The 25,729-nt window shown below is 70.6% G+C and carries 18 protein-coding genes, 2 tRNA genes and 2 pseudogenes; 13 read left to right on the top strand and 9 right to left on the bottom strand.

The features are described 5' to 3' along the window. Positions 1-166: 166 nt before the first annotated feature. Positions 167-1,192 (bottom strand): aspartate-semialdehyde dehydrogenase, encoded by a 1,026-nt coding sequence (locus tag ACH4SI_RS26835; protein WP_398299843.1) that lies wholly within the window; start codon positions 1,190-1,192, stop codon positions 167-169. A 336-nt stretch (positions 1,193-1,528) separates the two neighbouring features. Between ACH4SI_RS26835 and ACH4SI_RS26830 the strand changes: the two genes are divergently transcribed. Next, the gene (locus tag ACH4SI_RS26830) at positions 1,529-3,262 is read left to right on the top strand and encodes a TIGR03767 family metallophosphoesterase (protein ID WP_398299840.1); all 1,734 of its coding nucleotides are present in this window, start codon (positions 1,529-1,531) and stop codon (positions 3,260-3,262) included. A gap of 22 nt (positions 3,263-3,284) precedes the next feature. Here ACH4SI_RS26830 and ACH4SI_RS26825 read toward each other — a convergent pair whose 3' ends face one another. Beyond that, a complete protein-coding gene (locus ACH4SI_RS26825; protein ID WP_398299838.1) occupies positions 3,285-4,331 on the bottom strand; it encodes a hypothetical protein in 1,047 nt (348 codons plus the stop codon). A 136-nt stretch (positions 4,332-4,467) separates the two neighbouring features. Continuing rightward, positions 4,468-7,116: an aminopeptidase N gene (gene pepN / locus ACH4SI_RS26820; protein ID WP_398299836.1), complete on the bottom strand. Its 2,649-nt coding sequence runs from the start codon at positions 7,114-7,116 to the stop codon at positions 4,468-4,470. A gap of 155 nt (positions 7,117-7,271) precedes the next feature. On the opposite strand from pepN, the gene ACH4SI_RS26815 reads away from it, so the two are divergent. Further along, positions 7,272-7,907, top strand: a complete 636-nt coding sequence (locus ACH4SI_RS26815) for a DsbA family protein (protein WP_398299833.1) — start codon at positions 7,272-7,274, stop codon at positions 7,905-7,907. A 116-nt stretch (positions 7,908-8,023) separates the two neighbouring features. Here ACH4SI_RS26815 and ACH4SI_RS26810 read toward each other — a convergent pair whose 3' ends face one another. Both ACH4SI_RS26810 and ACH4SI_RS26805 read right to left on the bottom strand, forming a co-directional pair. After that, the gene (locus ACH4SI_RS26810) at positions 8,024-8,665 is read right to left on the bottom strand and encodes a superoxide dismutase (RefSeq protein WP_398299831.1); all 642 of its coding nucleotides are present in this window, start codon (positions 8,663-8,665) and stop codon (positions 8,024-8,026) included. A gap of 173 nt (positions 8,666-8,838) precedes the next feature. Beyond that, complete coding sequence (locus tag ACH4SI_RS26805) at positions 8,839-10,260, bottom strand: amino acid permease (protein ID WP_398299829.1); 1,422 nt, start codon at positions 10,258-10,260, stop codon at positions 8,839-8,841. A gap of 267 nt (positions 10,261-10,527) precedes the next feature. Between ACH4SI_RS26805 and ACH4SI_RS26800 the strand changes: the two genes are divergently transcribed. Then, positions 10,528-11,121: a biotin transporter BioY gene (locus ACH4SI_RS26800; RefSeq protein ID WP_398299827.1), complete on the top strand. Its 594-nt coding sequence runs from the start codon at positions 10,528-10,530 to the stop codon at positions 11,119-11,121. Between the two features lie 71 nt (positions 11,122-11,192). Here the strand turns inward: ACH4SI_RS26800 and ACH4SI_RS26795 are convergent, their stop codons facing one another. Next, positions 11,193-12,623, bottom strand: a complete 1,431-nt coding sequence (locus ACH4SI_RS26795) for an amino acid permease (protein WP_398299825.1) — start codon at positions 12,621-12,623, stop codon at positions 11,193-11,195. A gap of 182 nt (positions 12,624-12,805) precedes the next feature. On the opposite strand from ACH4SI_RS26795, the gene ACH4SI_RS26790 reads away from it, so the two are divergent. Both ACH4SI_RS26790 and ACH4SI_RS26785 read left to right on the top strand, forming a co-directional pair. Then, positions 12,806-13,294: a ribose-5-phosphate isomerase gene (locus tag ACH4SI_RS26790; protein WP_398299823.1), complete on the top strand. Its 489-nt coding sequence runs from the start codon at positions 12,806-12,808 to the stop codon at positions 13,292-13,294. Continuing rightward, positions 13,294-14,103, top strand: coding sequence for an Fpg/Nei family DNA glycosylase (locus ACH4SI_RS26785; RefSeq protein WP_398299821.1), 810 nt, complete (start codon positions 13,294-13,296; stop codon positions 14,101-14,103). The genes ACH4SI_RS26790 and ACH4SI_RS26785 overlap by 1 nt, the downstream gene beginning before the upstream one ends. A 33-nt stretch (positions 14,104-14,136) precedes the next feature. Here the strand turns inward: ACH4SI_RS26785 and ACH4SI_RS26780 are convergent, their stop codons facing one another. After that, entirely contained in the window at positions 14,137-15,366 is a 1,230-nt protein-coding gene (locus tag ACH4SI_RS26780; protein ID WP_398299819.1) for a GNAT family N-acetyltransferase, read from the bottom strand. A gap of 128 nt (positions 15,367-15,494) precedes the next feature. Here ACH4SI_RS26780 and ACH4SI_RS26775 point away from each other — a divergent pair, with 128 nt between their 5' ends. The 3 genes and pseudogenes from ACH4SI_RS26775 (at position 15,495) to ACH4SI_RS26765 (ending at position 20,032) form a co-directional block, all read left to right on the top strand. Next, a complete protein-coding gene (locus tag ACH4SI_RS26775; protein ID WP_398299817.1) occupies positions 15,495-16,640 on the top strand; it encodes a PP2C family protein-serine/threonine phosphatase in 1,146 nt (381 codons plus the stop codon). Positions 16,641-17,151: 511 nt separating this feature from the next. Continuing rightward, positions 17,152-17,537, top strand: a pseudogene (locus ACH4SI_RS26770) (ATP-binding cassette domain-containing protein); the annotation flags it as partial. Next, positions 17,534-20,032 (top strand): annotated as a pseudogene (locus tag ACH4SI_RS26765) (FtsX-like permease family protein). The pseudogenes ACH4SI_RS26770 and ACH4SI_RS26765, both read left to right, overlap by 4 nt. Before the next feature lie 62 nt (positions 20,033-20,094). Here the strand turns inward: ACH4SI_RS26765 and ACH4SI_RS26760 are convergent. Continuing rightward, positions 20,095-21,276: an acyltransferase family protein gene (locus ACH4SI_RS26760; RefSeq protein WP_398299815.1), complete on the bottom strand. Its 1,182-nt coding sequence runs from the start codon at positions 21,274-21,276 to the stop codon at positions 20,095-20,097. A 563-nt stretch (positions 21,277-21,839) separates the two neighbouring features. Here ACH4SI_RS26760 and ACH4SI_RS26755 point away from each other — a divergent pair. Beyond that, positions 21,840-22,034 (top strand): hypothetical protein, encoded by a 195-nt coding sequence (locus ACH4SI_RS26755; protein ID WP_398299813.1) that lies wholly within the window; start codon positions 21,840-21,842, stop codon positions 22,032-22,034. Positions 22,035-22,115: 81 nt separating this feature from the next. Here the strand turns inward: ACH4SI_RS26755 and ACH4SI_RS26750 are convergent. After that, positions 22,116-22,189 (bottom strand) — tRNA-Gly (locus tag ACH4SI_RS26750). A 151-nt stretch (positions 22,190-22,340) separates the two neighbouring features. Between ACH4SI_RS26750 and ACH4SI_RS26745 the strand changes: the two genes are divergently transcribed. The 4 genes from ACH4SI_RS26745 (at position 22,341) to ACH4SI_RS26730 (ending at position 25,657) form a co-directional block, all read left to right on the top strand. Continuing rightward, positions 22,341-22,417, top strand: a tRNA-Pro gene (locus ACH4SI_RS26745). A gap of 154 nt (positions 22,418-22,571) precedes the next feature. Further along, positions 22,572-24,041, top strand: a complete 1,470-nt coding sequence (gene tig / locus ACH4SI_RS26740; RefSeq protein WP_398299811.1) for a trigger factor — start codon at positions 22,572-22,574, stop codon at positions 24,039-24,041. A 283-nt stretch (positions 24,042-24,324) separates the two neighbouring features. Next, positions 24,325-24,939 carry an ATP-dependent Clp protease proteolytic subunit gene (locus ACH4SI_RS26735; protein WP_361481694.1) on the top strand — a complete coding sequence of 205 codons (615 nt, stop codon included), beginning with the start codon at positions 24,325-24,327 and terminating at the stop codon, positions 24,937-24,939. Positions 24,940-25,000: 61 nt separating this feature from the next. Next, entirely contained in the window at positions 25,001-25,657 is a 657-nt protein-coding gene (locus ACH4SI_RS26730; protein ID WP_039941924.1) for an ATP-dependent Clp protease proteolytic subunit, read from the top strand. The last annotated feature ends 72 nt before the right edge of the window (positions 25,658-25,729 follow it).

Below are 25,729 nucleotides of genomic sequence, written 5' to 3'. Positions count from 1 at the left end.
ATGTGCGGTATGTGTGGTACGCCATGCGTCAGGCGGATTGCCATCCTCGCACGTCGGAACCGGTCAGCGCCGGTACACCGGCTTGTGGGACCGAGCATCGGCGCCGACCCGGGAAACGCCGAAGGGGGAGCGGCCGGCGGCCGCTCCCCCCTACCGGCGTCAGGCGTCAGCTCAGGTCGGCCGCCACCAGCTCGGCGATCTGCACCGCGTTCAGCGCCGCGCCCTTGCGCAGGTTGTCGTTGGACAGGAACAGCGCGAGACCGTTCTCGACCGTCTCGTCCACCCGGATCCGGCCCACGAAGCTCGGATCCTGCCCCGCGGCCTGCAGCGGGGTCGGGATGTCGCTGAGGGCCACGCCCGGGGCGCCGGCCAGCAGCTCCACGGCCCGCTCCACGCTGATCGGACGCTCGAAGCGGGCGTTCACCTGGAGCGAGTGGCCGCTGAAGACCGGGACCCGGACGCAGGTGCCGGAGACCTTCAGGTCCGGGATCTCCAGGATCTTGCGGCTCTCGTTGCGGAGCTTCTGCTCCTCGTCGGTCTCCAGCCGGCCGTCCTCGACGATCTTCCCGGCCAGCGGGAGCACGTTGAAGGCGATCGGGCGGGCGTAGACCTCCGGCTCGGGGAAGTCGATGGCCGCGCCGTCGTGGGTCAGCTCGGCCGCGCGGTCGGCGCCCTTGCGGATCTGGTTGTCCAGCTCGGCGACGCCGGCGAGCCCGGAGCCGGAGACGGCCTGGTAGGTGGTGGCCACCAGGGCGGTCAGCCCGGCCTCCTGGTGCAGTGGGCGCAGCACCGGCATGGCGGCCATGGTGGTGCAGTTCGGGTTGGCGATGATGCCCTTGGGGCGCTGCACCGCCGCATGCGGGTTGACCTCGGAGACGACCAGCGGAACGTCGGGGTCCATGCGGAAGGCGGACGAGTTGTCGATCACGACCGGGCCCTGCGAGGCGACCTTCTCGGCCAGCGCCCGGGAGGTGGCGCCGCCCGCCGAGAACAGCACGATGTCCAGCCCGGAGTAGTCGGCCGTGGCCGCGTCCTCGACGGTGACCTCGGTGCCGCCCCAGGGGAGCGCGCGCCCTGCGGAACGGGCGGATGCGAACAGCCGCAGCTGGTCGGCGGGGAAGTCGCGCTCGGCGAGTATCCTCCGCATCACTCCGCCGACCTGGCCGGTCGCTCCGACGATTCCGATCCTCATATCAACCCTTTTCCTTGATTGTGTCTCGTGATGGCCCCTACCCTTCCGGCCAGTGTCTCAGGCCCTGCCGTGACCCTTCCGTGACCAATGCCACGCTGGTCCGGCGCCCCGCTGCGGGACCCGGGCTTCCCGCGCGAGTGAACACGAAGTGAGCGGAAGAATTCCTGTTCGCGAGGGCGCGATGGCCTTTTTCTCCACGAAGATCGACGTGAGGAGATCGGCGACCGGCGTTGCCATGTCGTTCACTCCCAGGCCATCCCCGATGCCAACGATCCGAAGTGAGGACAGCCGCCGCTGTCCACCCGCTTCGCGAATCCACTCGGGGAGAGATCGCGCATGTCCCGCATACGGTCCGCTGCCTCCGCCGTCGCCGCGCTCGACCGTCGCACCTTCCTCACCGCCGCGGCAGCCTCCGGCGCCACGGCCGGCCTCGGCATCGCCTTCGGACCCGGCAGCGGATCGGCAAAGGCATCGCAGCCCGCCACGGCACGCGCGGCGGGAGCCAGGGTGGGCCAGGCGCCCGCCGCCCCCTCCAACGCCGGTACCACGCTGGAGACGTTCTCCGCGCCGACCACCACCGGCGGCTACCGGCGCCTCGGTGACGGTCCGGCCTGGGAGCGCCGGGTGCGCACCGACATCACCGGCGCCAAGGCGGGCCGGGAGGACCGGCGCACCGCCCTCGCCTCGTTCGTCCAGCTGACGGACCTGCACCTGACGGACGTCCAGAACCCGCTGCGCTACGAGTTCCTGCGCTCCGGGCGCACCGGCGCCTGGCGCCCCCACGAGGCGCTCACCGTCGTGGGCCTCGCCTCCCTCATCGAGCGGATCAACGGGCTGCGCGGCGGCCCGGCCACCGGCGCCCCGCTCTCCTTCGTGATGACCACCGGTGACAACACCGACAACAACTCGAAGATCGAGCTGGACTGGTTCCTCACCGCCATGAACGGCGGCCGGATCACCCCCAACACCGGCGACCCGCGCCACTACGAGGGCGTGCAGAACAGCGGCCTCAAGGAGTTCTGGCACCCGGACCAGGCGCTGCGCGACTCCGACAAGCAGGCCGGCTTCCCGCGCATCGACGGCTTCCTCGACGCCGCCCTGCGCACCGTCAACAGCCCCGGGCTGCGGCTGCCGTGGTACTCGACCATCGGCAACCACGACGATCTGGCGGGCGGTGTCTACTCGTTCGGCGGCGACTACCTGGAGGAGTGGGCCACCGGCAAGCGGAAGCTCCAGCTCATCCCGGCCGCCGAGGCCGAGAAGATCTACAAGGGCCAGCGCAAGGGCGCCGACCCCAAGGGCGACGACATGAAGGCGCTGCTGGAGGCGCACGCCAAGGAGATGCGCACGGTCACCCCCGACGAGCGCCGCGCGCCCTTCACCCAGAAGGGTTACGTCGCCGCCCACCTCGACCCGACGGCCGCCGGGCCGGGCCCGGTCGGCCACGGCTTCACCCAGGCCAACCTCGAAGAGGGCACCCTCTACTACTCGTTCCGGATCTCCGAGAACGTCGTCGGGATCAGCCTGGACACCACCGACCCGGGCGGCCACTACACCGGCTCGATCGGCACCGCCCAGCTGAAGTGGCTGGAGAAGAAGCTGAAGGAGCACAAGGACGACTACGTCATCGTCTACAGCCACCACTACAGCGACAGCCTGAACAACATGAACACCGACCCGTCCCACCCGGGCGAGGCCCGGCACGGCGGCGACGAGGTGGTCTCCCTCTTCCAGCGCCACCCCCAGGTGCTGGCTTGGATCAACGGCCACAGCCACCAGAACGAGATCACGCCGCACGACACCTTCTGGGAGATCACCACCGCCTCCCACGTCGACTTCCCCCAGCTGGCCCGGGTCATCGAGGTCGTGGACAACCACGACGGCACGCTGTCCCTGTTCACCACGCTCATCGAGGCGGCCGCCCCGCGCCGCACCGACTTCGAGGACCTGTCGCAGACCGGACTCGCCGCGCTCTACCGCGAACTGGCCTTCAACGCGCCCGGCGCCAGCCAGACCCTCGCCGGTGACCCGGACGACCGCAACACCGAGCTGCTGCTGCGCAAGCCCTGACCGGCGCGGGCGCCCACCCGGATCAGCGCGGCAGGAGCATCACATAGGGAGCCGGGCCGCGGTCGTACGACGCGATCAGCGCCGTACGGACGACCGCGGCCTGCTCCTCCAGGCCCTCCCGGAGCCGCTTGGGCGTGACGCGCACGACCGTGATGCCCATCCCCTCCAGACGTTCGCGCCGCCGGGCCTGGGCGGTGCCCGGGACGGGCCCGCCGTGGCGCGGTGCCCGGGCGTCGATCTCCAGCGCGACGCCCTGGTCCCGCCAGTACGCGTCCACCCCGCCGAGCGCGGGCCCGCCCGGCAGCCGCAGCTCCACGTTCCACAGCGGTTCGGGCAGGCCGTAGCCGTGCACCATGTCGTACAGCCGGCCCTCGGCGATGGCCCGGCCCTCGGCGAGCAGCGCGTCCACGGCGTCCATGACATGCGGCCGGGACAACAGCCGGGCCCCGCTCAGCTCCGTGACCACGGCCGCGGCGTCACAGTGCCCCTGGCGCACGGACTCGATGAGCAGTGCGCGCACCGTCACCGCGTCGGAGAGCCGGGCGACGGCGTCGGCCAGCGCCCGGGCGACCGGCGCGATCGGCATCCCGGCGCGGTCCTGCGGCGACGGGAGGGGCTGGGCGCGGACGAAGCGCACGAAGCCGGTGGAGCGCAGCCGCCGGGTGTGCGGCACGAGGACGTCGATGCGGTCGAGGGAGGCCAGCGGGGGAGCGGAGGAGAAGTGGTGGAGGGCGAGCGCCGCGAGCCCGGTGATCATCGCCTCGCCGTACCGGCCGTCCCGCGCGGCCTCCTCACCGCTCCCCTGGTCGCCCGTGTGATCGCCCGCGTGGCCGCGGCTCGCGGTGTACAGCAGCGCCGCGTACAACCGCTCCTCGCCGGTCGGCGGGCCCGGGTGCAGCAGATGCACCCCCGGCAGCATCCGCTGCCAGGGGCCACCGGGGCGGCAGCGCTCGGCGGTCTGGGCCGACGTCACGCCGTGCTCACGCAGTTGACGTGTCGTCAGGACCCGGCGGCGGGCGTCCGAGAGGTGGTGGAGGGGGCGGGGGGACAGCGGTGTGTTGTGGTTCATGACCCCGCCATTCCCGCCCGCTCCACCCCGCTCACCGCTGTGACAGAACCGTCGACAAAACCGGACAACACCGCACTAAAGTACGGCAGTTCGAATGCCGAAAGGGCCCCCGCCGCCATCGGTCATCGGGCGCCGGTCACCCGGCCGCCCGCGCGTCGCACTCCTGCCCGCGCAGGGTCCGCGCGAGGTCGTCGCGGGCCTCCAGCACCAGGCGGCGCAGCGCGGACGGTGCCTGAGGGTGACCGGACAGCCAGGCGTCGGTCGCGGCCAGGGTGGTCGCGTCGCCCTGGGTGGACGGGAACAGCCCGCGCACGATCGCCATGGCGATCTCGATCGATCGCTCCTGCCAGATCCGCTCGATCGCCTCGAAGTAGCGCGGGGCGTACGGGGTCAGCAGCTCGCGCTGGTTCGACTGGTCGAAGCCCGCGATGGTGGCCTCCACCAGCGCGTTCGACAGCCGGTCGGAGTCCACCACGGCCGCCCACGCCTCGGCCTTGACCGCGGCCGAGGGCCGGGCGGCCAGGAGGCGCACCTGATGGCGCTTGCCGGACGCGGTGTCGTCGCGGGACAGCTCCGCCGCGATCGCCTTCTCGTCGGCCTCACCCAGCGCGGCGAGCGACGCCAGGAACGTCCAGCGCAGCTCCTGGTCCACATCGAGCCCGTCGATCCGGGCCGAGCCGTCCAGCAGCCCGCGCAGCATCCGCACCTCGGCCTCGCCGGAGGCGACCTGGGCGAAGAACCGCGCCCAGGCGAGCTGGTGTCCGCTGCCCGGCGCGGCGAGCCGCAGCTCGCGCAGCGCGCCCTCGGCGATCCGGCCCCCGGCCTCCGGGCGCCGCTCCGGCGCGCTGTAGTGGTGCAGCGCGGACTGCGCCCACGCCTGGACCATCTGGAGCACGCCGATGTCGCTCTCCGCCCCGGCGAACCTGTCCACCAGCGCGAGGAAGTCGCGGGCGGGCATCAGCCCGTCCCGGGTGAGGTTCCACAGCGCGGACCAGCACAGCGCGCGGGCGAGGGGATCGCTCAGCTCGCCCAGGTGCTCGCGCAGGGTGTCCAGCGAGACCTCGTCGAAGCGGATCTTGCAGTACGTGAGGTCCTCGTCGTTGACCAGGATCAGATCGGGCCGCTCGGCCCCGGTCAGCTCGGTGACGACCGTACGGGGGCCGTCGACGTCCACCTCCGCGCGGGCGTAGCGCACCAGCGCCCCGGCGCGCTCCCCGGCGACCGCGTCCTTCCGGTACAGCCCGACCGCGACCCGGTGCGGGCGCAGTGTGCCACGCGGCGGAGCCGCATCATCGGGCACAGCGGTGTCTGCCCCGGCCTCCTGGAGGACGGCCAGCTCGGTGATGTGCCCCTCGGCGTCATAGACGGCCTGCGGGGTCAGCACATTGACCCCCGCGGTCTCCAGCCAGGCCCGCGACCAGGCCGCCATGTCCCGGCCCGAGGTCTCGGTGAGCACCGACAGCAGATCGGTCAGCCGGGTGTTCCCGTACGCATGCCGCTTGAAGTAGCGGCGGGCGCCCTCCAGGAAGGCGTCCTGCCCGGCGTAGGCCACCAGTTGCTTGAGCACGGACGCGCCCTTGGCGTAGGTGATCCCGTCGAAGTTGAGCTTGGCGTCCTCCAGGTCCCGGATGTCGGCCGTGACGGGATGGGTGGACGGCAGCTGGTCGGCCCGGTACGCCCAAGCCTTGCGGCGGTTGGCGAAGGTGACCCAGCCGTCGGTGAAGCGGGTCGCCCCGACCAGCGCGAAGGCCCCCATGAAGTCGGCGAACGACTCCTTGAGCCACAGGTCGTCCCACCACTCCATGGTGACCAGGTCGCCGAACCACATGTGCGCCATCTCGTGGAGCAGGACCGTCGCCCGGTGCTCGTACGACGCCTGGGTGACCTTGCCGCGGAAGACGAACTCCTCGCGGAAGGTCACGCATCCCGGGTTCTCCATCGCGCCGATGTTGTACTCCGGCACGAACGCCTGGTCGTACTTCCCGAAGGGGTACGGATAGTCGAAGTGGTCGTGGAAGAAGTCCAGGCCCTGCTTGGTGACGGCGAAGATGTCATCCGCGTCGAAGTGCTTGGCGAGCCCCTTGCGGCACAGCGCGCCGAGCGGGATGTCCAGCACCGAGCCGTCCGGCTGGGTGCGGCGGTACCGGTCGCTCTCGTAGTGGTACGGGCCCGCGACCACGGCCGTGATGTACGTCGAGATGGGCAGGGTCGGGGTGAAGCGGGTGGTCGCGGCCCCGTCGCCGTCACCGGCCGGCTCGGCTCCGGCGACCGTCCCGTTGCTCAGCACCGTCCAGCCCGCGGGGGCGGTCACCGAAAAGGTGAACGGCGCCTTCAGGTCGGGCTGCTCGAAGTTGGCGAAGACCCTGCGGGCGTCGGCCGGCTCGTACTGGGTGTACAGATACACCTCGCCGTCCTCGGGGTCCACGAAGCGGTGCAGCCCCTCGCCCGTGCGGCTGTACGCGCACCGCGCGTCCACCACCAGCTCGTTCTCCCCCGCCAGCCCCTCCAGGGCGATCCGGGCCCCGTCGAACACGGCCGCCGGGTCCAGCTCCCGCCCATTGAGCCGCACCGCGAGGACCTCCGGTGCCACCAGGTCGGCGAAGGACGCGGCGCCCGGCTCGGCGCAGCGGAAGCGCACGGTCGTCGTCGAGCGGAAGGTGCGCGGCCCCGGTCCGGTATCCGCCCCGACCGCGGACCGCAGATCGAGGGCCACGTCGTACGCGTCCACCGCCAGCAGCCTCGCCCGCTCGCGGGCCTCGTCACGGGTCAGGTTCTCACCGGGCACGTAAGCGCTCCCCTCGTGTTCCGTCTCGCCGTTCGGACAGCGGGAATCATGTCACGCGGCACTGACACTCGGTATCGGGGAATGGTCCCCGGGTCCGGCCACGTTGTCCCCACCAGATAGCTCTTTATTCGCACGTGCCCGTCTGAGGAGAGACCGTGACCGAGACCGTCAAGACTCCTGCCGACTTCTGGTTCGATCCGCTGTGTCCCTGGGCCTGGATGACCTCGCGCTGGATGCTCGAGGTGGAAAAGGTCCGCCCGGTCGAGGTGCGCTGGCATGTGATGAGCCTCGCCGTGCTCAACGAGCCCAAGCTCGACGAGATGCCCGAGAGGTACCAGGAGCTGATGAAGACCGCCTGGGGCCCGGTCCGGGTCTGCGTCGCCGCCGAGCAGAAGCACGGCAGCGATGTCCTCGGCCCCCTTTACACCGCCCTCGGCACCCGCTTCCACAACCAGGGCCTGGAGAAGGACCGCGCGACGATCGTCGCCGCCCTGGAGGAGGCCGGGCTGCCCGCCGACCTCGCGGACGCGGCCGACTCCGACGCGTACGACACCGAGCTGCGCGCCTCCCACAAGGCGGGCATCGACCTGGTCGGCCAGGAGGTCGGCACCCCGGTCATCGCCGTCCCCGGCTCGGACGGCGAGCAGATCGCCTTCTTCGGCCCGGTCGTCACCCCCGCCCCCAAGGGCGACGCCGCCGCCCAGCTCTGGGACGGCACCCTGATGGTCGCCTCCATCCCCGGCTTCTACGAGATCAAGCGCACCCGCACGGTCGGCCCCATCTTCGATTGACTTCTTCTGCCGACCCATTGATACGGCAGGGCCCCCGCGCGACTCCACCGCGCGGGGGCCCTGTTTTCCGCCTGCCCGTGAAGGTTGAGAAGACGATCACGTGAGCAGGAGGTCTCTTACGGCGCGAGCAGCAGATTGTGGGCGCGCTCCTTCGCCGCCGTGTAACGACGGGCGACATCCTGCCAGTTGACGACCTTCCACATGGCCTCGATGAAGTCCACCTTCTGATTCTTGTACTGCAGATAGAAGGCGTGCTCCCAGGCGTCGAAGACCAGGATCGGCACCGAGCCCTGCCCCACGTTCCCCTGGTGGTCGTAGACCTGCTCCACCACCAGCCGCCCGCTCACCGGCTCATACGCCAGCACCCCCCACCCGGACCCCTGGGTGGTCGCGGCCGCCTTCGACAGCTGCGCCTTGAACCGGTCGAAGGACCCGAAGTGCTCGGCGATGGCATCCGCCAGCTCGCCCACCCCGTCCTTCTCCAGCGGCTCCCCGCCACCATCGCCGGTCATGTTGTTCCAGTAGATGCTGTGCAGGATGTGGCCCGACAGATGGAAGGCCAGATTCTTCTCCAGCCCGTTGATCGACCCCCACTGGTCCTTCTCCCGCGCCTCCGCGAGCTGCTCCAGCGTGTCGTTCGCGCCCTTGACGTACGTGGCGTGGTGCTTGTCGTGATGCAGCTCGATGATCTCGGGGCTGATGACGGGGGCCAGCGCCGCGTAGTCGTACGGAAGTTCAGGGAGTGTGTAGATGGCCATGCCAAGCCCTCCGGACGCTTATCATTCTTATTGCAATTAACTTGCAACTGCACGCTACCAGCAAGAGCGTTTTCCGCCAGGGGTAACCCCGGGAAGTGCGCCAAAAGACCGAGGCGGGGCGGGCCCTTGGACTCAAGGACCCGCCCCGCCTGGGAAGCGGAGGAGAGGAGAGGTCAGTGCCGCACGGACATCGCCTTCTGCCGCGCGTAGCCGATGACCGCGAGCACCGCTGTCATGCCGAGCGTGAAGTAGAGCTGGGTGCTGGTGTCGTCCTCGCGGAGCATCAGCAGGAGGACGGCGATGGTGGCGGCCAGGGCCACGTAGGTGAGGTACGGGAAGAGCCACATCTTGACCACCAGCTTCTCGGGGGCCTCGCGCTGGAGGCGGCGGCGCATCACGAGCTGGGAGACGGCGATGAAGCCCCAGACGACCAGCACCGCGGCGCCGACCATGTTGAGGAGCCACTTGAAGATGGTGTCCGGCCACCAGTAGCTGAGCAGCACCGCGACGAAGCCGAAGAAGGACGAGGCGAGCACGGTGAGGCGGGGGACGCCGCCGGAGACCCGGCCGAGGACGGCGGGCCCTTCGCCGCGGACGACCAGGGAGTAGGACATGCGGGAGGCGCCGTAGATGTTGGCGTTCATCGCGGAGAGCAGGGCGACCAGCACGATGACGTTCATGATGTCGCCGGCCGCCGGGATGTCGAGGTGGTCGAGGACCGCCACGTACGGGCCGTCCTTGACGACCGACTTGTCGTTCCACGGGATGAGCGTGACCACGACGATCATCGAGCCGACGTAGAAGAGGGCGATGCGCCACATCGCGGTGCGCACCGCCCCGGCGACGCTCTTGACCGGGTTCTCGGACTCGGCCGCCGCGATGGTCACCGTCTCCAGGCCGCCGTAGGCGAAGACGGAGGCGAGCAGGCCGACGACGAGGCCGTTCGCGCCGTTGGGCATGAAGCCGCCCTCGCCGGTGAGGTTGCTGCCGCCGGGGGCGTCGGTGCCGGGCAGCACGCCGATGATGGCGAGGACGCCCAGTATGAGGAAGATCGAGATCGCGGCGATTTTCAGGGCGGCGAACCAGAACTCGAACTCGCCGAAGTTGCTGACGGCCGCGAGGTTCGTGCCGCAGAACATCGCCATGAAGAGGGCGACCCACATCCAGGAGTCGGTGCCCGGGAACCAGTGGACCATGATCCCGGCCGCGCCTATCGCCTCGGCGGCGATGCCCACGCACAGCAGCACCCAGAACATCCAGCCGACGGTGAATCCGGCCCATGGCCCGATCGAGCGCTCGGCGTGCACGGAGAACGAACCGGAGGCCGGGTTGGCCGCCGACATCTCGCCGAGCATCCGCATCACGAGCATCACGAGCAGCCCGGAGAGCGCGTAGGCGAGGATGATCGACGGTCCGGCGGCGGCGATTCCGGCACCGGAGCCGACGAACAGCCCGGCGCCGATGACCCCGCCGAGTGCGATCATCGACAGGTGGCGCTGCTTGAGGCCGTGCGAGAGCGGTCGCGAGGCGTCCGCGCCCGCGTCGCTCGCCTCGGTGCCGCTCTGCGGCGCTGAGGACGCAGGTGTCGGGTTCATGGCTGGTATCTGTCCCTTGTGTGAGGGGCGGGCGGATGCAAAACGCCCCCAGTGTGGGGCGTGCGTCCGATCAGGACAACATTTATGTCAAGCTTTTCTGGATATCGGACACGATGGTCACGCTCCGTATCGCGCCAATCTGCGTATCCATCTGCCGAAGCCGCCAAGTCCGGGGCCCGGCCTTTGTGCTCATCCGACGGTGTTCGGCGCCTCCACGCCGGGTTACCGTCGCGTAGTCCTCCCCCTCCCGACCTCGGAGTTCCGCTGATGAGCACTGTTTCCGCCGCCGCCTCGACCGGGACGGTCCTGGCCGACGCGGTCTTCCCCGCCCGGCGCGTTCTCGCCCGTGACACCGCGCTCGTCGTGGGCGGCGCCGTGCTCACCGGCCTCGCCGCGCAGATCTCGGTGCCCGTCCCCGGCTCGCCGGTGCCGGTGACCGGCCAGACGTTCGCCGCACTGCTGGTGGGCACCTCGCTCGGGGCCCGCCGCGGCTTCCTCTCCCTCGCGCTGTACGCGCTGGCCGGGATGGCGGGCATGCCCTGGTTCGCCGAGGGCGACTCCGGTGCCGCCATGCCGTCCTTCGGCTATGTGCTGGGCATGCTGCTCGCCGCGACCGTGGTGGGCGCGCTGGCGCGGCGCGGCGGCGACCGGGGGGCGCTGCGCACCGCGGGCACCATGGCGGTCGGCTCCGCGATCATCTACGCGGTCGGCGTCCCGTACCTGGCGCTCGCCATGGACATCTCCCTCGGCCGGGCGGTGGCCGCCGGGCTGACCCCGTTCCTGATCGGGGACGCGCTGAAGGCGGCGCTGGCGATGGGCGCGCTGCCGACCGCCTGGAAGCTGGTGGGCCGCCGCGGCTGAGCCGTCACCCTTGCCGATATGCGTCGGGCGGGCTGGAGAACCAGCCCGCCCGACGCATATCCGGTGGGCGGCTACGGGGCCACGGACTCGGACTCCTTGGAGGAGGTCTCGGCGGCGACCGGCTTGGGCCCGGCGACCTTGTCCCGTACCAGCGCGATGACCACCACGAGCGCCGCCGCGGCGGTGGACAGCAGCACCTGCTCGCGTCCGTCCTTGTCGGTGAGCATGTAGACCAGCACGAACGAGATCATCCCGATGGTCGCCCAGGTCAGATACGGGAAGCCCCACATCCGGACGACGAGCTTGTCCGGGTTCTCGCGCAGGATGATGCCGCGCATCCGCAGCTGGGTGAAACAGATCACCAGCCAGACGAAGAGCGCGACCGCGCCCGAGGAGTTCAGCAGGAAATCGAAGACCGTGTCCGGCCACTGGTAGTTGAACCAGACCGCGATGAAGCCGAAGACGACCGAGCCGAGGATCGCGGCCTGCGGCACACCGCGCGCGGTGGTCCTCGCGAACGCGGCCGGGGCGTCCCCGCGCTGACCGAGTGAGAAGGCCATCCGGGAGGCGGTGTAGAGGCCGGAGTTGAGACAGGAGAGCACGGCGGTCAGCACGATGACGTTCATGACCTGGCCGGCGTGCGGAATGCCGATCGAATCGAGCGCGGCGACGTACGACCCGTTCTTGGCGATCGACTTGGAGTCCCAGGGCAGCAGGGTGACCACGACGAAGATCGAGCCCAGGTAGAAGACCGCGATACGCCAGATCACGCTGTTGGTGGCCTTGGAGACGGCACGCTCCGGGTCCTCGGACTCACCGGCGGCCAGGGTGACGATCTCACTGCCCATGAAGGAGAAGACGACCAGCAGCACACCGGTGAGGATCGCGCCCGGACCGTTGGGCAGGAAGCCGCTGTGGTCGGTCAGATGGGCCAGTCCCGCGCCCTCGTTCTTGGAGCCGGGCAGGAGGCCGAAGACCGCGAGCCCGCCGATGACGATGAAGGCGGCGATCGCGACGACCTTGATCCCGGCGAACCAGAACTCGAACTCACCGTAGGAGGAGACCGAGACCAGGTTGGCTGCGGTGAGCACGACCATCACGATCAGCGCCCAGCCCCACTGCGGTACAGCGGGCCACCAACCCTCCAGGATCTTGGCACCGGCGGTCGCCTCGACCGCCAGCACCACGACCCAGAAGAACCAGTAGAGCCAGCCGATCGAGAAGCCCGCCCACCGGCCGAGCGCCCGGTCGGCATAGGCGGAGAAGGAGCCGGAGGTCGGGTTCGCGGCGGCCATTTCGCCCAGCATGCGCATCACGAGGACGACCATGAGCCCGACGAGTGCGTAGGAGACGAGGATGCCAGGACCGGCCTTGGCGATACCGGCGCTGGAGCCGACGAACAGCCCGGCGCCGATCACTCCGCCAATCGCGATCATGGACAGATGGCGGTTTTTGAGCCCGGCCTTGAGGCCGTCCTGGGAGGTTGCTGGTTGTGCGCTCATATGGCTCGATCCTTTGCTTCCGGAATAGGAGCGACGCCAGTGAATCTCAGGAGAACCATCAGGTGAACCTTCGCTTTCAAATTGTTACTTGAGGTTTCCATGAGGTTCCTTGGTGTTGCGACGTAATCACAGAGCGCCTACCCGGCGCGGCGGGAAAGACACGGCCATGCCACACTCGGGACATGCGCGTGTACCTCGGCTCCGATCATGCCGGTTACGAACTGAAGAATCACCTGGTGGAGTGGCTCAGGGCGGGCGGTCATGACCCCGTCGACTGCGGCCCGCACATCTACGACGCCCAGGACGACTACCCGCCGTTCTGCCTGCGCGCCGCCGAGCGGACCGCCGCCGACGCCGACAGCCTCGGCATCGTGATCGGCGGCTCCGGCAACGGCGAGCAGATCGCGGCGAACAAGGTCAAGGGGGTGCGCGCCGCGCTGGCCTGGAGCGAGCAGACCGCCGCCCTCGCGCGCGAGCACAACGACGCCAACGTGATCAGCATCGGCGGGCGCATGCACACCCGGGAAGAGGCGACCAAGTTCGTCGAGATCTTCCTGGCCACCCCGTACTCGGGCGAGGAGCGGCACACCCGCCGCATCGCCATGCTCGCCGACTACGAGACCACCGGCGAACTGCCGCCCGTCCCGGCCCATCACCCCGCCGGCGACTGATGCCCGAAGGGCACACGATCCACCGACTGGCCGCCGACCACCTCGACCGGTTCGGCGGCCGGTCCGTCCGCGCCACCAGTCCCCAGGGCAAGTTCGCCGACGGGGCGGCCCTGGTGGACGGGCAGGTGCTCGAGCACGCCGAGGCGCACGGCAAGCACCTCTTCCTGGACTTCGCGGCCACCGGCTGGGTCCATGTCCACCTCGGGCTCTTCGGCAAGTACACCTTCGGCCCGGCCCCCGCCCCGCCGTCCACCGAGACCGTGCGGCTGCGGCTGGCGGGCCCCGGGGGGTACGCGGATCTGCGCGGGCCGACCGCCTGCGCCCTGATCACCGACGCCGAGAAACAGGCGATCCACGACCGCCTCGGGCCCGATCCCCTGCGTCCCGACGACGACGCCGATGGCGCCTGGGCCCGGATCTCCCGCAGCCGGGTCAGCGTGGCCGCGCTGCTCATGGACCAGAAGGTGGTCTCGGGCGTCGGCAACGTCTACCGCGCCGAGGTCCTGTTCCGGCACGGCATCGACCCGTACCGCCCGGGCCGCGGGCTGGCCCGCGCCGAATGGGACGCGATCTGGTCCGATCTCGCGGAGTTGATGCGCGAGGGCGTACGGAACAACCGGATCGACACGGTCCGCCCCGAGCACACCCCCGAGGCCATGGGCCGTCCGCCGCGCGTGGACGACCACGGCGGCGAGGTCTACGTCTACCGCCGGGCCGGGCAGCCCTGTCACGTCTGCGGCGGCGAGATCCGTACCGCCGGTCTCGCCGCCCGCAATCTGTTCTGGTGCCCCGCCTGCCAGCGGGCTTAGACGGGCCGCCGACTGAAAAGCCGTCAGAGGCCCTCAGAAGTGGAGCGGAAGCCAGGGCGCGACGGGGGAGAGGAACGCGGTCGCCGCCTCCGCCAGCGCGCCCTGCCGTACCTCCTGGACCCGGCCCGCGCCCGCCAGCGCGGACAGCGAGACCCCGCCCAGGTAGGCCGCGCCCAATTCCCGTACGCCCAGCCGCAGATCGGCCGGGTCGGCGGTGCGCTCGCAGGAGGCGCCCTTGGTGTCGCCGGAGAGCCGCCAACGCCCCTCGTTCCAGGGGCAGAACGGGTCCGCGACCTCGAACACCACATCCACCGGGGTGGCGTACGCCCGCGCCGCGAGCGCCGCGCCGACGTCCACCGGCCGCAGGTGCAGCGCGTCCCTCAGCCGCACCCCGCACCGCCGGATGTCGGAGACCAGCTGCGTCCAGGGATCGTCGACCGGGCGGGTGCCCGTCCGGATCACCGAGGTCAGATCGAGGTCGAAGAGGAATCGCCACAGCGCCGCGCCGGACGCCGGGTCCAGGGCCTCCAGATCGCGCAGCACGACCACGCCCTTCGGCCCGGCCAGGTCCCAGTCCGGCTTGACCGCGAAGCGCGCGTACCCGCTGACCTCGCCGCCCGACTCGGCCAGCACACAGCGCAGCGGGGACGCCCCCTCGCGGTCGCCCGGCGGATCGAGCAGCGGAAGCCGCTCCCAGCCCGGTCGCCGTTCCAGCCTGCCCGGCCGGGTGGCCAGGAGCCGTGCGTAGACCGCCTCACACGCCTCCACGGCGGTGTCCGGGGGTACGGCGCGCAGCCGTACGCCGTCGGTGCCCTCCGGGACGGCCAGCCGCACCCGGGCGGTGTCGATCTCGGCGTACGCGCTCTGGGCGGCCACGCCGTACCCGAACCGTCCGTAGATGTCCGGTTCGGAGGCGGTCAGGATCGCCAGCGGCTCGCCCGTCGCGCGGATGTCGTCCAACTGGTGCCGCATCATGGCCCGCAGCACGCCGCGGCGCCGATGGGTGGCCTGCACGCTGACCATGGTGAGACCGGCCGCGGGCACGAGCGCGCCGCCCGGCACCGACAGCCGGAAGCTGTTGAGCGACGCCGTGCCGACGATGTCCTCGCCGTCCCAGGCGCCGATGGAGCGCTCGCATTCGGTCAACTCCCGCCAGAGCGCGGTTTCCTCCGGCGCTTCGGGAACGCCGCCGAAAGCAAGCTGTAGCTTTCCGTACCAATCATCCCAAACAGTCGGATCGAGCACCCTCAGCTCTAACGTCATATCCCCATCCCTAGCAGCGGTTTCCCGTACAGGCGAACGAATATCGCTTACGATTGCCCCCCTGGCTGGGTGGTTCAACGCGCCACGAATCGACGCGCGTCCGAACGGGTGGGTAGGGTCCCGATGCAATGACTGGCGGCGCGGACACTCCGATGGCCCGGATGCGCAAAGCTCTGCACCGGGCTCGCACAGGCGTGCGCAAAGCCGGAGTCGACTACTTCCGCGGCGAGGGTTCCGACCGCCTCGCCCTCACCCTGCTGCTCCTCGCCGTCCCCGCCATCGCCGGCGGCACCATCGCCACACCCGACTGGTGTGCCCCCTCCGCCCTCGTCCTGCCGATCGTCGCGGGCGGACTGCTGCTGCGCCCCGCCAGCCTGCTCGCCCTGTACGCGGCGGCCGCCACCGCCCTCATTGTGGAGTCCGCCGTCCTCGGCCCGTACACGGAGGAGGACACCTCCGCCCGGGTCACCCCCGGCACCATCCTCGTGGTCGCCGCCGTCGGCTTCTCCGGGCTGCTCATCGCCCAGTTCCGCAGCCGGGTCGGCGTGCCCTGGCGGCGCGGCGGCACCATGCTCTTCGACCTGCGCGAGCGCATCCGGGTCCAGAGCAAGCTGCCCGCCCTGCCGCGCGGCTGGCACCGCGAGATGGCCCTCCGCCCGGCCGGCGGCCAGTCCTTCTCCGGCGACTTCGTGGTCGCCGCCCGCACCGGCAACGGCGGCCGCACCCTCGAAGTCGTCCTCACCGACGTCTCCGGCAAGGGCATGGACGCGGCCTCCCGCGCCCTCCTGCTTTCCGGCGCCTTCGGCGGCCTGCTCGGCTCGCTACCCCCGCACGACTTCCTCCCGGCCGCCAACGGCTATCTCCTGCGCCAGGACTGGGAAGAGGGCTTCGCGACCTCCGTCCACCTCGTACTCGACCTCGACAGCGGCGACTTCGAGCTGTTCTCCGCCGGTCATCTGCCCGCGCTCCAGCTCAGCGCGGGCACCGGCAAATGGGAGGAGAAGTCCGCCGACGGCCCGCTGCTGGGCGTCTACGACGGCGCCCAGTTCGACCCCACCAAGGGCACCCTCCGCCCCGGGGACGTCCTGATGCTGTTCACCGACGGCCTCGTCGAGACCGCCGACCGCGACATCAGCGAGGGCATCGACCACCTCACGGGCGAGGCCGACCGCTACGTCGCCTCCGGCTTCCACGGCGCGGCCTGGCACCTGATCGAGACGGTGGCGAAGGACGTCAACGACGACCGGGCGCTCCTGCTGATCTGCCGCCAGTAGGACCGTCGTACCGAGGGTGGCAGCTGTTCGCGGGAGACTGTGTACGAGGTCGAGTTAGCTCGATCGTGTGATGGTGGGCTCGTGGGCTTGCGGCACCGTAGGTCGGGCGGGTTAGCGTGCTCGTGCGATCTGGGAGCCGGTACGGCGCCAGTGTGCGGGGCCCCCGCTCCACCAGAGGATGGTTCGGGGCCTCCCCGCCGCCTCTGGCCGTACCACCTGGCCAGGCCGCGCAGGGAACCGGCCTCCCGGGCCCGGACCACGCACAGGATGCGTGTCGCCGCCCCGGGGCTGAGTACGCCGGGGACCAGGGGGCACCTCCCAGCGGTAGCTGGGGGAGCGCCCACAACCGTTCGGGGCGTGCGGCTGATCAGGCTCACATCTGCTCAGTCCCCAGGAACGGTAAACCCCACCCCGATACGGTGGCGACCGCCATGGCTCCGGGAGCCCCCGACCCCTCAGCGCCGCTACGGCCGCGGCGGCAACGCCGTGCACGCGCTCCGTGGCATCGAGGCTGCACGAGCACGCCCGGCGCCGTCCGGGACAGCTGTCCGGCGGGCAACCAGGGGGCACCTCCCGGCCGAAGGCTGGGGGCGGGTGGCCATCGCCCGCGCCCTCGTCACCCACCCCGAGGTCGTCTTCGCCGACGAGCCGACCGGCGCCCTGGACACGGTCACCGCCGCCGAGGTGCTCGGGCTGCTGCGGCACGCGGTGGACGTGCTCGGCGCGACCGTGGTGATGGTCACGCATGACCCGGTGGCCGCGAGCTACGCCGACCGGGTGCTCTTCCTCGCGGATGGGGCGATCGCCGACCGGCTCACCTGCGCCCCTGCGCACGAGATCGCCGACCGGATGACCCGGCTCACCACCCGCACCCCGGCCGTCGCCGTCGTCCGGTGAGGGCGCTCACCAACGGACTGGCCCGCGCCTCCGTCCGCTTCAAGCCCGCCGCCTTCGCGGGCACCTTCGTCGCCCTGATGATGGCCGCGATGATCGTGTCCGCCTGCGGCATCCTGCTGGAGACCGGCGTACGGGCCTCCGTACCGCCCGAGCGCTACGCGAGCGCCCCGGTCGTCGTCGCCGCCGACCAGCGCGCACTACGTCATCGGCAGCGGCGAGGGCCGGTCGAACGAGTCCGAGCCGGTTCCCGACCGGGCCCGGCTCGACGCCGCGCTCGTCGCCACCGCCGCCCGCACCCCCGGCGCGGCGGTAGCCGCGCCCGACACGACCTTCCCGCTACGCGGTGCCGCCCAGCAAGCACTGACCGGCCACGGCTGGGGCGCGGCACCCTTCACGGGCGTGACGCCGGCCACCGGCACACCGCCCCGGACCGCGGGCGACGTCGTGCTCGACGAGGCGGCCGCCCGCGCGGCGGGCACCAGGGTCGGCGGCAGCGTCACGGTGTGCGCCCCGGACGGCCGGCACGTCTTCCGGGTGTCCGGCATCGCGCGGAACGCGGAGGACGGGCCCACGGCCTGGTTCACCGACGCCCGCGCCCGGGCCCTGTCCGGCCATCCGCGCACCGTCGACGCCGTCCTCGTCCGCCCCGCCGCCGGCACCGGCCCGGACTGCCTGGCCGCCCGCCTGAAGGACGCGTACGGGGACAGAGCACAGGTCCACACCGGCGACGGTCGCGGCGCGGTCGAGGACCCCTCGATCGCGGGGGCCAGGGAACTGCTCACCGGCCTCGGCGGCTCCTTCGGCGGGATCGCCACCGCCGTCGCCGTCTTCACGGCCGCCGGTACGGTGGCCCTCTCGGTCGGCCAGCGCGCCCGCGAGGTCGCCCTGCTGCGCGCGATCGGCGCCACCCCGCGCCAGATCCGCCGCTCCATCGCGGCCGAGGCGCTGCTCGTCGCCCCGCTGGCGGGCGCGCTCGGCTGCCTGCCCGGCATCGCCCTCGCGCGGTGGTGGTTCGGACAGCTCGAGGGCAAGGGGGCGATCCCCGCCGCCGTGGACCTCGCGGTCTCGTGGATTCCGCTGGTCACCGCCGTCGGCGCGGGGCTGGTCGCCTCGCTCCTCGCGGGCCTGATGGCCGCTCGCCGCCCGGCGCGGATCAAACCCGGCCAGGCGCTCGGCGAGGCGGCCGTCGAACGGCTGCGCCCCGGGGTCATCCGGACCCTGCTCGGCCTGGCGGCCCTGGCGGGCGGCGTCGTGCTGGCCGGGATCGCCGCGTCGACCTCCGGTGAGGACGCGGCCAACACCGCGCTCGGCATCGTGATGCTCTTCATGCTGGCCGTGGCCCTGCTCGGCCCGCTGGTCGCCCGGCTGTGCGCCTGGCTGATCGGACTGCCGCTGCGCGCGGGCGCGACCCCGGCCGTCCTGGCGTCGGCCAACACCCTGGCCAACGCCCGTCGGCTGGCCTCGGCGATCACACCGATCGTGCTGGCCATGGCGTTCTCCTCGACGCTCGTGTTCCTGCGCACCAGCGAGGACCATGCGATGGCCCGGCAGCGGCGCGCCGGAATCGTCGCCGACCAGGTCGTCTCCGCACCCGGCGGTCTCCCGGCCGACACGGCCGGCCGCGCCGCCTCCGTACCCGGTGTGGCGGCGGCGGTGGGCGTGCTGCGCACCGGGGTGCTCGTCACGGCGGGTTCCGCGCTGCAGAGCGCGACGGCCCAGGGCGTCTCCGGCACCGGCCGTGCGCTGGCGGCCGTGCAGGACCTGGACGTCCGCACCGGCCGCCTGAGGGACCTGGGGCCGGGCCGGGTGGCGGTCGACGCGAGCCTCGCGCGATCCGGGCACGTCCGCGTGGGCGACCGGCTACGGCTCCGCCTCCCGGACGGCACCAGGGCCGCGCCCGAGGTCGTCGCGACGTACGGCCGGGGCCTGGGCCTCGCCCGGGTCACCCTGCCCCGCGCGGCCCTGGCGGCCCACGTCACGTCGGCCTTCGACGGGGACGTACTGGTACGGGACGACGCGGGCGCGGACCGCGAAGCCGTCGCGGCGGGAAGCGGCTCGGCGAGCAGGTCACCGGCCGCGACGGCTACGTGGCCGCCGAGGACCGGGACCGTGCGCTCAACGCCTGGGCCAACACCACCATGGCCGCGGTCCTCGGCGGCTTCGCCGCGGTCGCCGCCGTCAACACCCTGGTGATGACGGTCCTCGATCGCCGCCGGGAGCTGGGCACCCTGCGGCTGATCGGATCGACCCGGCGGCAGGTGCTGGGGATGGTGCGCTGGGAGGCGCTGCTGGTGGCCACGGCCGGTGTCGCGCTGGGCACGGCGATCGCCCTGGCCACGCTCGTACCGATGGTGCGCGGGCTGACCGGCGGGAAACCGTACCTCCCGCCGCTGACCTACGCCGGGTTCGTGGGCGCCGCCGTCGCGCTCGGGCTCACGGCGACCGCACTGCCCGCCCGGGCGGCGCTGCGCGGGGAAGCACCGGAAAGGGAGTGAGCGGACCGCGAAAAGGGGCCGGGACCATGCGGTCCCGGCCCCTTCGGGCGTGCTGTGAGCCGTCAGGCGGCCGTGCGGTGACGGGCCTGCTCGGCGGGGTCCTTGCGGAAGGCCCACGTCATCTTCGGCTCCATCGCGAAGCGGAAGACGCGCTGCACCGGCGGCGTGCACAGCACGGTGATCACGGTGGCGGCCACGACGGTGACGGTGATCTCACCCAGCGGCTGGTGCAGCCACTTGATGTCGAACCAGCCCCAGAAGCGGGAGCCCTTGGCGAGGAAGCCGTGCAGCAGGTAGCCGTACAGCGTCCCGGCGCCCAGCACGGTGAACCACATGTGCCGACGCGGCACCCAGGCGAAGAAGCACGCGGTGAGGACCATCGAGCAGCCGAACATGGCCAGGGTCATCACGGGACCGGTCCACGCCGGGGCGTGCAGCTCCTGGACGCTGTCGCGGTGGTAGAACCAGGCCGAGTTCATCCGGGGGGCCGCCCAGTAGGCGAACAGCAGGGCGCACGCGAAGATCGGCACCGACGCGATGCGCGCCTTGCGGCCCCGCATCCGCTGGAAGTGCTCGGGCTTCATGCACAGGCCGATGACGAAGAACGGCAGGAACTGCAGGACCCGCTGGAGGTCGAGGTCGTCGCCGATGTCGGGCGAGACGGACGCCAGGGTGGCGATCGCCAGCGAGAGCGGGACCGGCCAGCGCACCAGCTTCCAGATCGGCGTCGTCAGCCGCCACACGAACAGCGCGACCAGGAACCACGTCAGGTACCAGGGGTCGAGCAGGCTGATCGGGTGGCCCGGGTCGTCGTCGGCCCAGCGCTTGAAGAAGCTGTACGCGACCTCGAACAGCACATAGGGCACCGCGATCCCGGTGATGAGCCGGCGGAGCCGGTCCGGTCGCATGTCGAAGCTGCGGGAGAAGAAGCCGGAGATGATGATGAAGGCCGGCATGTGGAAGGTGTACACCGTCATGTACAGGGCTTCCGCGGTGCGGCTCGTATCGGTGAGCGGCTCCCACGAGTGGGCCATCGCGACCAGCACGATCGCGAGGTACTTCGCGTTGTCGAAGAACGCGTCCCGCTGCTTCGGCTTCTGCCCGCCAGGGGCGCCGGCGGCGGGCGGAGACGCCTGGCGCCCTGCTTCTTCGCGCTGCGGCGTGGGGGGAGCCCCGGCCTCGGCCTCCCGGGCCGGGGGGAGCGGGGACCGCTGGGAACCGTGCGGGCGCAGGGAGTTGGTCACAGGCCCTCCCACCAGGAGCTGGGGGAGAGCACCCGGGACCGCACTGCGCGTAGGGGAGAGATGGCAGCGTGGAACATCTGAGGCACGATAGCGGCGAAACCTCTATTGCGTAAAACCTCGTCCAGGTCTTCCCCGGTAATACAGTTCACACTCCGGCCGATAGCCGACCGTTATCAAGTCGACATAGCGATCCGGCTGTTCGATATGAGGAACCAGACCGCCCGTTCTGTCGGGTTTCATCCCCCTTAAATGGTGCATATGCCCCTCGGGTGCCTCCGGCGGAATGTCTGATTCATGGAAATCGGAATTCCCATCCGGGTTATGTGATCAGGTCGAAAATTGACCCACGGAATTGTGGGGAGTGTCACCCGTGTCCGCCCGTGTAAGGGATTCCTGCGGGGGTACGAACAGGGCGGGTGTGGTGTGCACCGATGTAGGTGATCACCGCACCCTGCTGCTGTGGAGCCGTAGTTGATGGCACGATGGTTGCAGCGGGGGTGTGCGAGGTCGCGTGCTTCCGGGGCCGGGTGAAGACATGAGCGACCGAGGAAGCGTGATCAGCTGTGGTCATTTCCCTGTCATTGGTGGTGCTGGTGGGGATCATCCTCGTACTGATGATCCGTGCCGGGAAGACGAAACCGGGGCCGGCGCTCGTCGCCGCCCTCTTCGGCTTTCTCCTGGCCTCGTCCGATCTGGCGCCGAACATCCAGGACTTCCTCAACTCGGTCGCCAGCTCCATCAGCGACATCAACCTCTGAGTCGGGCCCGGGAGTCACGCCCTGGTACGCAAACGGCCCGGCCCCGGGGGGATCCCTCCGGGGCCGGGCCGTCGTACGTCATGGAGCGGGCGACGGGAATCGAACCCGCGTAGCCAGTTTGGAAGACTGGGGCTCTACCATTGAGCTACGCCCGCACGCGCCGCGCATCCCCCGGGTGTGATCACCCGGAGCGCGGCACGGAATGCATCGTAGCGGGTCCGGGCCCTCTCCCGCACACCCTTGCCCACCGGTGGAACAACCGGCAGCCGGGGCGTCCCCGGCCATGTACCCTACGTGTCGCACCGACGGGGTGTGGCGCAGCTTGGTAGCGCGTCCGCTTTGGGAGCGGAAGGTCGTCGGTTCGAATCCGGCCACCCCGACCATCCACAGGCGTCAAGATCGCGTTGTGGGCCGCGTCATGCTTGCGGTTACTATGCAAGCTGCGCGTCTGTGTCTTTCTTTACCGGGCGCGATCCGCTGCGAAGCATCAGTGCGAGGCAGCAGAACACCACACGTCAGCCCCAAGGAGACCGAACCGTGAAGAGCGCCGTGGAGAACCTGAACCCGACCCGGGTTCGGCTCACTGTCGAGGTGCCCTTCGAGGAGCTCAAGCCCAGCCTCGACGCGGCGTACAAGAAGATCAACCAGCAGGTCACGGTGCCAGGCTTCCGCAAGGGCAAGATCCCGGCCCGCATCATCGACCAGCGTTTCGGCCGCGGCGCGGTGCTGGAGGAGGCCGTCAACGACGCCCTCCCGAAGTTCTACACCGACGCGGTCAACGAGGGTGAGCTGAACCCGCTGGGCCAGCCCGAGGTCGACATCACCGAGCTCAAGGACAACGAGCTGCTGGCGTTCACCGCCGAGGTCGACATCCGCCCGACGATCGAGATCCCGGACTACTCCGGCATCGAGGTCACCGTCGACTCCGTCGAGGTCTCGGACGAGGACATCGACAAGTCGGTCGAGCAGCTGCGGGACCGCTTCGCCACCACCAGCCCTGTCGAGCGCGCCGCCGCCGAGGGCGACATCGTCGTGATCGACCTGGAGGCCAAGGTCGACGGCGAGGTGCTGGAGGACGGTGTCGCCGAGGGCGTCACCTACACCATCGGCTCCGGTGAGCTGCTCGACGGCATCGACGAGGCCGTGACCGGCCTGGAGGCCGGTGGCACCGCCACCTTCACCTCCGAGCTGAAGGGTGGCTCCGCGCAGGGCAAGGAGGCCGAGGTCTCCGTCAAGGTGAACGAGGTCAAGGCCCGGGAGCTGCCCGAGCTGGACGATGACTTCGCCCAGCTGGCCAGCGAGTTCGACACCCTTGAGGAGCTGCGCGCCGACAGCCGCAAGCGCCTGGAGCAGTCGAAGAAGTACGACCAGGCCACCCAGGCCCAGGAGAAGGTGCTGGACGCCCTCCTGGAGCTGGTCGAGGTCCCGATCCCCGAGAAGCTGCTCGAGGACGAGATCCAGACCCGGAAGCACAACCTGGAGCACCACCAGCTCGGCCAGATGGGCCTGAACCTGGACTCCTACCTGGAGATTCAGGGCAAGACCGCCGAGGAGTTCGACGCCGAGCTCAAGGAGCAGGCCGAGAAGGGCATCCGGACCCAGTTCGTCCTGGACGAGCTGGTCAACAAGGAGAAGCTGTCCGTCGGCCAGGAGGAGCTCACCGAGCACCTGATGCGCCGTGCGCAGTCCTCCGGCATGAGCCCGGACCAGTTCGCCCAGCAGGTCGTCGAGGGCGGCCAGGTGCCGATGCTCGTCGGCGAGGTCGCCCGCGGCAAGGCGCTCGCGGTCGTGGTCGAGGCCGCCAAGGTCGTGGACGACAAGGGCGAGACCGTCGACCTGGACGACGAGGACGAGACCGCCGAGACGGTCGAGGCCGCCGCCGAGGGCACCGTGACCGCCGAGGCGGGCGACGAGGCCGCTGAGGCCACCGAGACCGCTGAGGTCACAGAGGCCGCCGCCGAGGCCGCTCCCGAGCAGGAGAAGGCGCAGGACAAGGCCGAGGGCTGATCCTCGCCGCTCCGCAGCCCGTAACGAACGGGCCCGAACGTCTGCACGCGTCCGGGCCCGTTCGTGTTCCGGGAAGTCCGCGGGCCCGCGAGGCCGCGGAACCTGCGCTCAGAGCGAACAGTTCCTGATGCGGGATGGCGCCCGCCGACCAGCGCGTTAGGGTCCGTAGATACGAGGGCAGGGAGTCTCGCAGGCCGCCGGATCACACCGGCCGGCCCGTCCCCGAGCCCAAGAAGAAGACGCTGAGACGGCCAGTCGCCGTCAGAGACGAGCAGGTGGATACGTGACGAATACGATGCCTTCCGCCGCCGGCGAGCCGACCGGCGGTGGCCTCGGCGACCAGGTCTACAACCGGCTGCTCGGTGAGCGGATCATCTTCCTCGGCCAGCCGGTCGACGACGAAATCGCCAACAAGATCACCGCGCAGCTGCTCCTGCTCGCCGCGGACCCGGACAAGGACATCAACCTCTACATCAACTCTCCGGGCGGCTCGATCTCGGCGGGCATGGCGATCTACGACACCATGCAGTTCATCCCGAACGACGTCGTCACCATCGCCATGGGCCTCGCCGCCTCGATGGGACAGTTCCTGCTGAGCGCGGGCACCCCCGGCAAGCGCTTCGCGCTGCCGAACGCCGAGATCCTGATCCACCAGCCGTCCGCGGGCCTGGCCGGTTCGGCCTCGGACATCAAGATCCACGCCGAGCGGCTGCTGCACACCAAGAAGCGGATGGCCGAGCTGACCGCGTTCCACACCGGTCAGACCGTCGAGCAGATCACCCGCGACTCCGACCGCGACCGCTGGTTCTCCGCCCAGGAGGCCAAGGAATACGGTCTGGTCGACGACGTCATGGCCTCGGCCTCGGGCGTTCCGGGCGGGGGCGGCACCGGGGCCTGAGCCCCGCCGTCCCGTAGCCGACCTCCAGCCCTTTGATCGCCACAGGATGGTGAACACCCAGATGAACAACTTTCCCGGCAGCGGCCTCTACGACGGCCCGATGGCCGAATCGCGCTATGTCGTCCCGCGCTTCGTCGAGCGCACCTCCCAGGGTGTCCGGGAGTACGACCCGTATGCGAAGCTCTTCGAGGAGCGCGTGATCTTCCTGGGCGTCCAGATTGACGACGCCTCGGCCAACGACGTCATGGCGCAGCTCCTGTGCCTGGAGTCGATGGACCCGGATCGCGACATTTCGGTCTACATCAACTCGCCCGGCGGCTCGTTCACGGCGCTGACCGCCATTTACGACACGATGCAGTTCGTCAAGCCCGATATTCAGACGGTCTGCATGGGCCAGGCGGCGTCCGCCGCGGCCGTGCTGCTCGCCGCCGGTACCCCCGGCAAGCGAATGGCGCTGCCCAATGCACGTATCCTGATCCACCAGCCGTACAGCGAGACCGGCCGGGGTCAGGTCTCCGACCTGGAAATCGCGGCGAACGAGATCCTGCGAATGCGTTCGCAGCTGGAGGAGATGCTGGCCAAGCACTCCACCACGCCGATCGAGAAGATCCGTGACGACATCGAGCGGGACAAGATCCTGACCGCCGAGGAGTCGCTGGAATACGGTCTGGTCGACCAGATCGTCTCGACCCGTAAGACCTCGGTCGGCCTGGGCTGAAGCCCGGTCGACCCGGCGCCCCTTGGACCAGTTAGGTCCAAGGGGGGCCCGAACCGGGGGCCCGGCAAGGTA

It is taken from the genome of Streptomyces sp. NPDC021212, assembly GCF_044332925.1.
Classification (GTDB): domain Bacteria; phylum Actinomycetota; class Actinomycetes; order Streptomycetales; family Streptomycetaceae; genus Streptomyces.
This window is presented reverse-complemented; position numbering and strand designations above follow the sequence as displayed.

Excerpts from the sequence above, each read along its gene's own strand:
- ACH4SI_RS26835 (WP_398299843.1), bottom strand. The coding sequence starts at position 1,192 with ATGAGGATCGGAATCGTCGGAGCGACCGGCCAGGTCGGCGGAGTGATG.
- ACH4SI_RS26830 (WP_398299840.1), top strand. The coding sequence starts at position 1,529 with ATGTCCCGCATACGGTCCGCTGCCTCCGCCGTCGCCGCGCTCGACCGT.
- ACH4SI_RS26825 (WP_398299838.1), bottom strand. The coding sequence starts at position 4,331 with ATGAACCACAACACACCGCTGTCCCCCCGCCCCCTCCACCACCTCTCG.
- ACH4SI_RS26810 (WP_398299831.1), bottom strand. The coding sequence starts at position 8,665 with ATGGCCATCTACACACTCCCTGAACTTCCGTACGACTACGCGGCGCTG.
- ACH4SI_RS26805 (WP_398299829.1), bottom strand. The coding sequence starts at position 10,260 with ATGAACCCGACACCTGCGTCCTCAGCGCCGCAGAGCGGCACCGAGGCG.
- ACH4SI_RS26800 (WP_398299827.1), top strand. The coding sequence starts at position 10,528 with ATGAGCACTGTTTCCGCCGCCGCCTCGACCGGGACGGTCCTGGCCGAC.
- ACH4SI_RS26795 (WP_398299825.1), bottom strand. The coding sequence starts at position 12,623 with ATGAGCGCACAACCAGCAACCTCCCAGGACGGCCTCAAGGCCGGGCTC.
- ACH4SI_RS26790 (WP_398299823.1), top strand. The coding sequence starts at position 12,806 with ATGCGCGTGTACCTCGGCTCCGATCATGCCGGTTACGAACTGAAGAAT.
- ACH4SI_RS26785 (WP_398299821.1), top strand. The coding sequence starts at position 13,294 with ATGCCCGAAGGGCACACGATCCACCGACTGGCCGCCGACCACCTCGAC.
- ACH4SI_RS26780 (WP_398299819.1), bottom strand. The coding sequence starts at position 15,366 with ATGACGTTAGAGCTGAGGGTGCTCGATCCGACTGTTTGGGATGATTGG.
- ACH4SI_RS26775 (WP_398299817.1), top strand. The coding sequence starts at position 15,495 with ATGACTGGCGGCGCGGACACTCCGATGGCCCGGATGCGCAAAGCTCTG.
- ACH4SI_RS26730 (WP_039941924.1), top strand. The coding sequence starts at position 25,001 with ATGAACAACTTTCCCGGCAGCGGCCTCTACGACGGCCCGATGGCCGAA.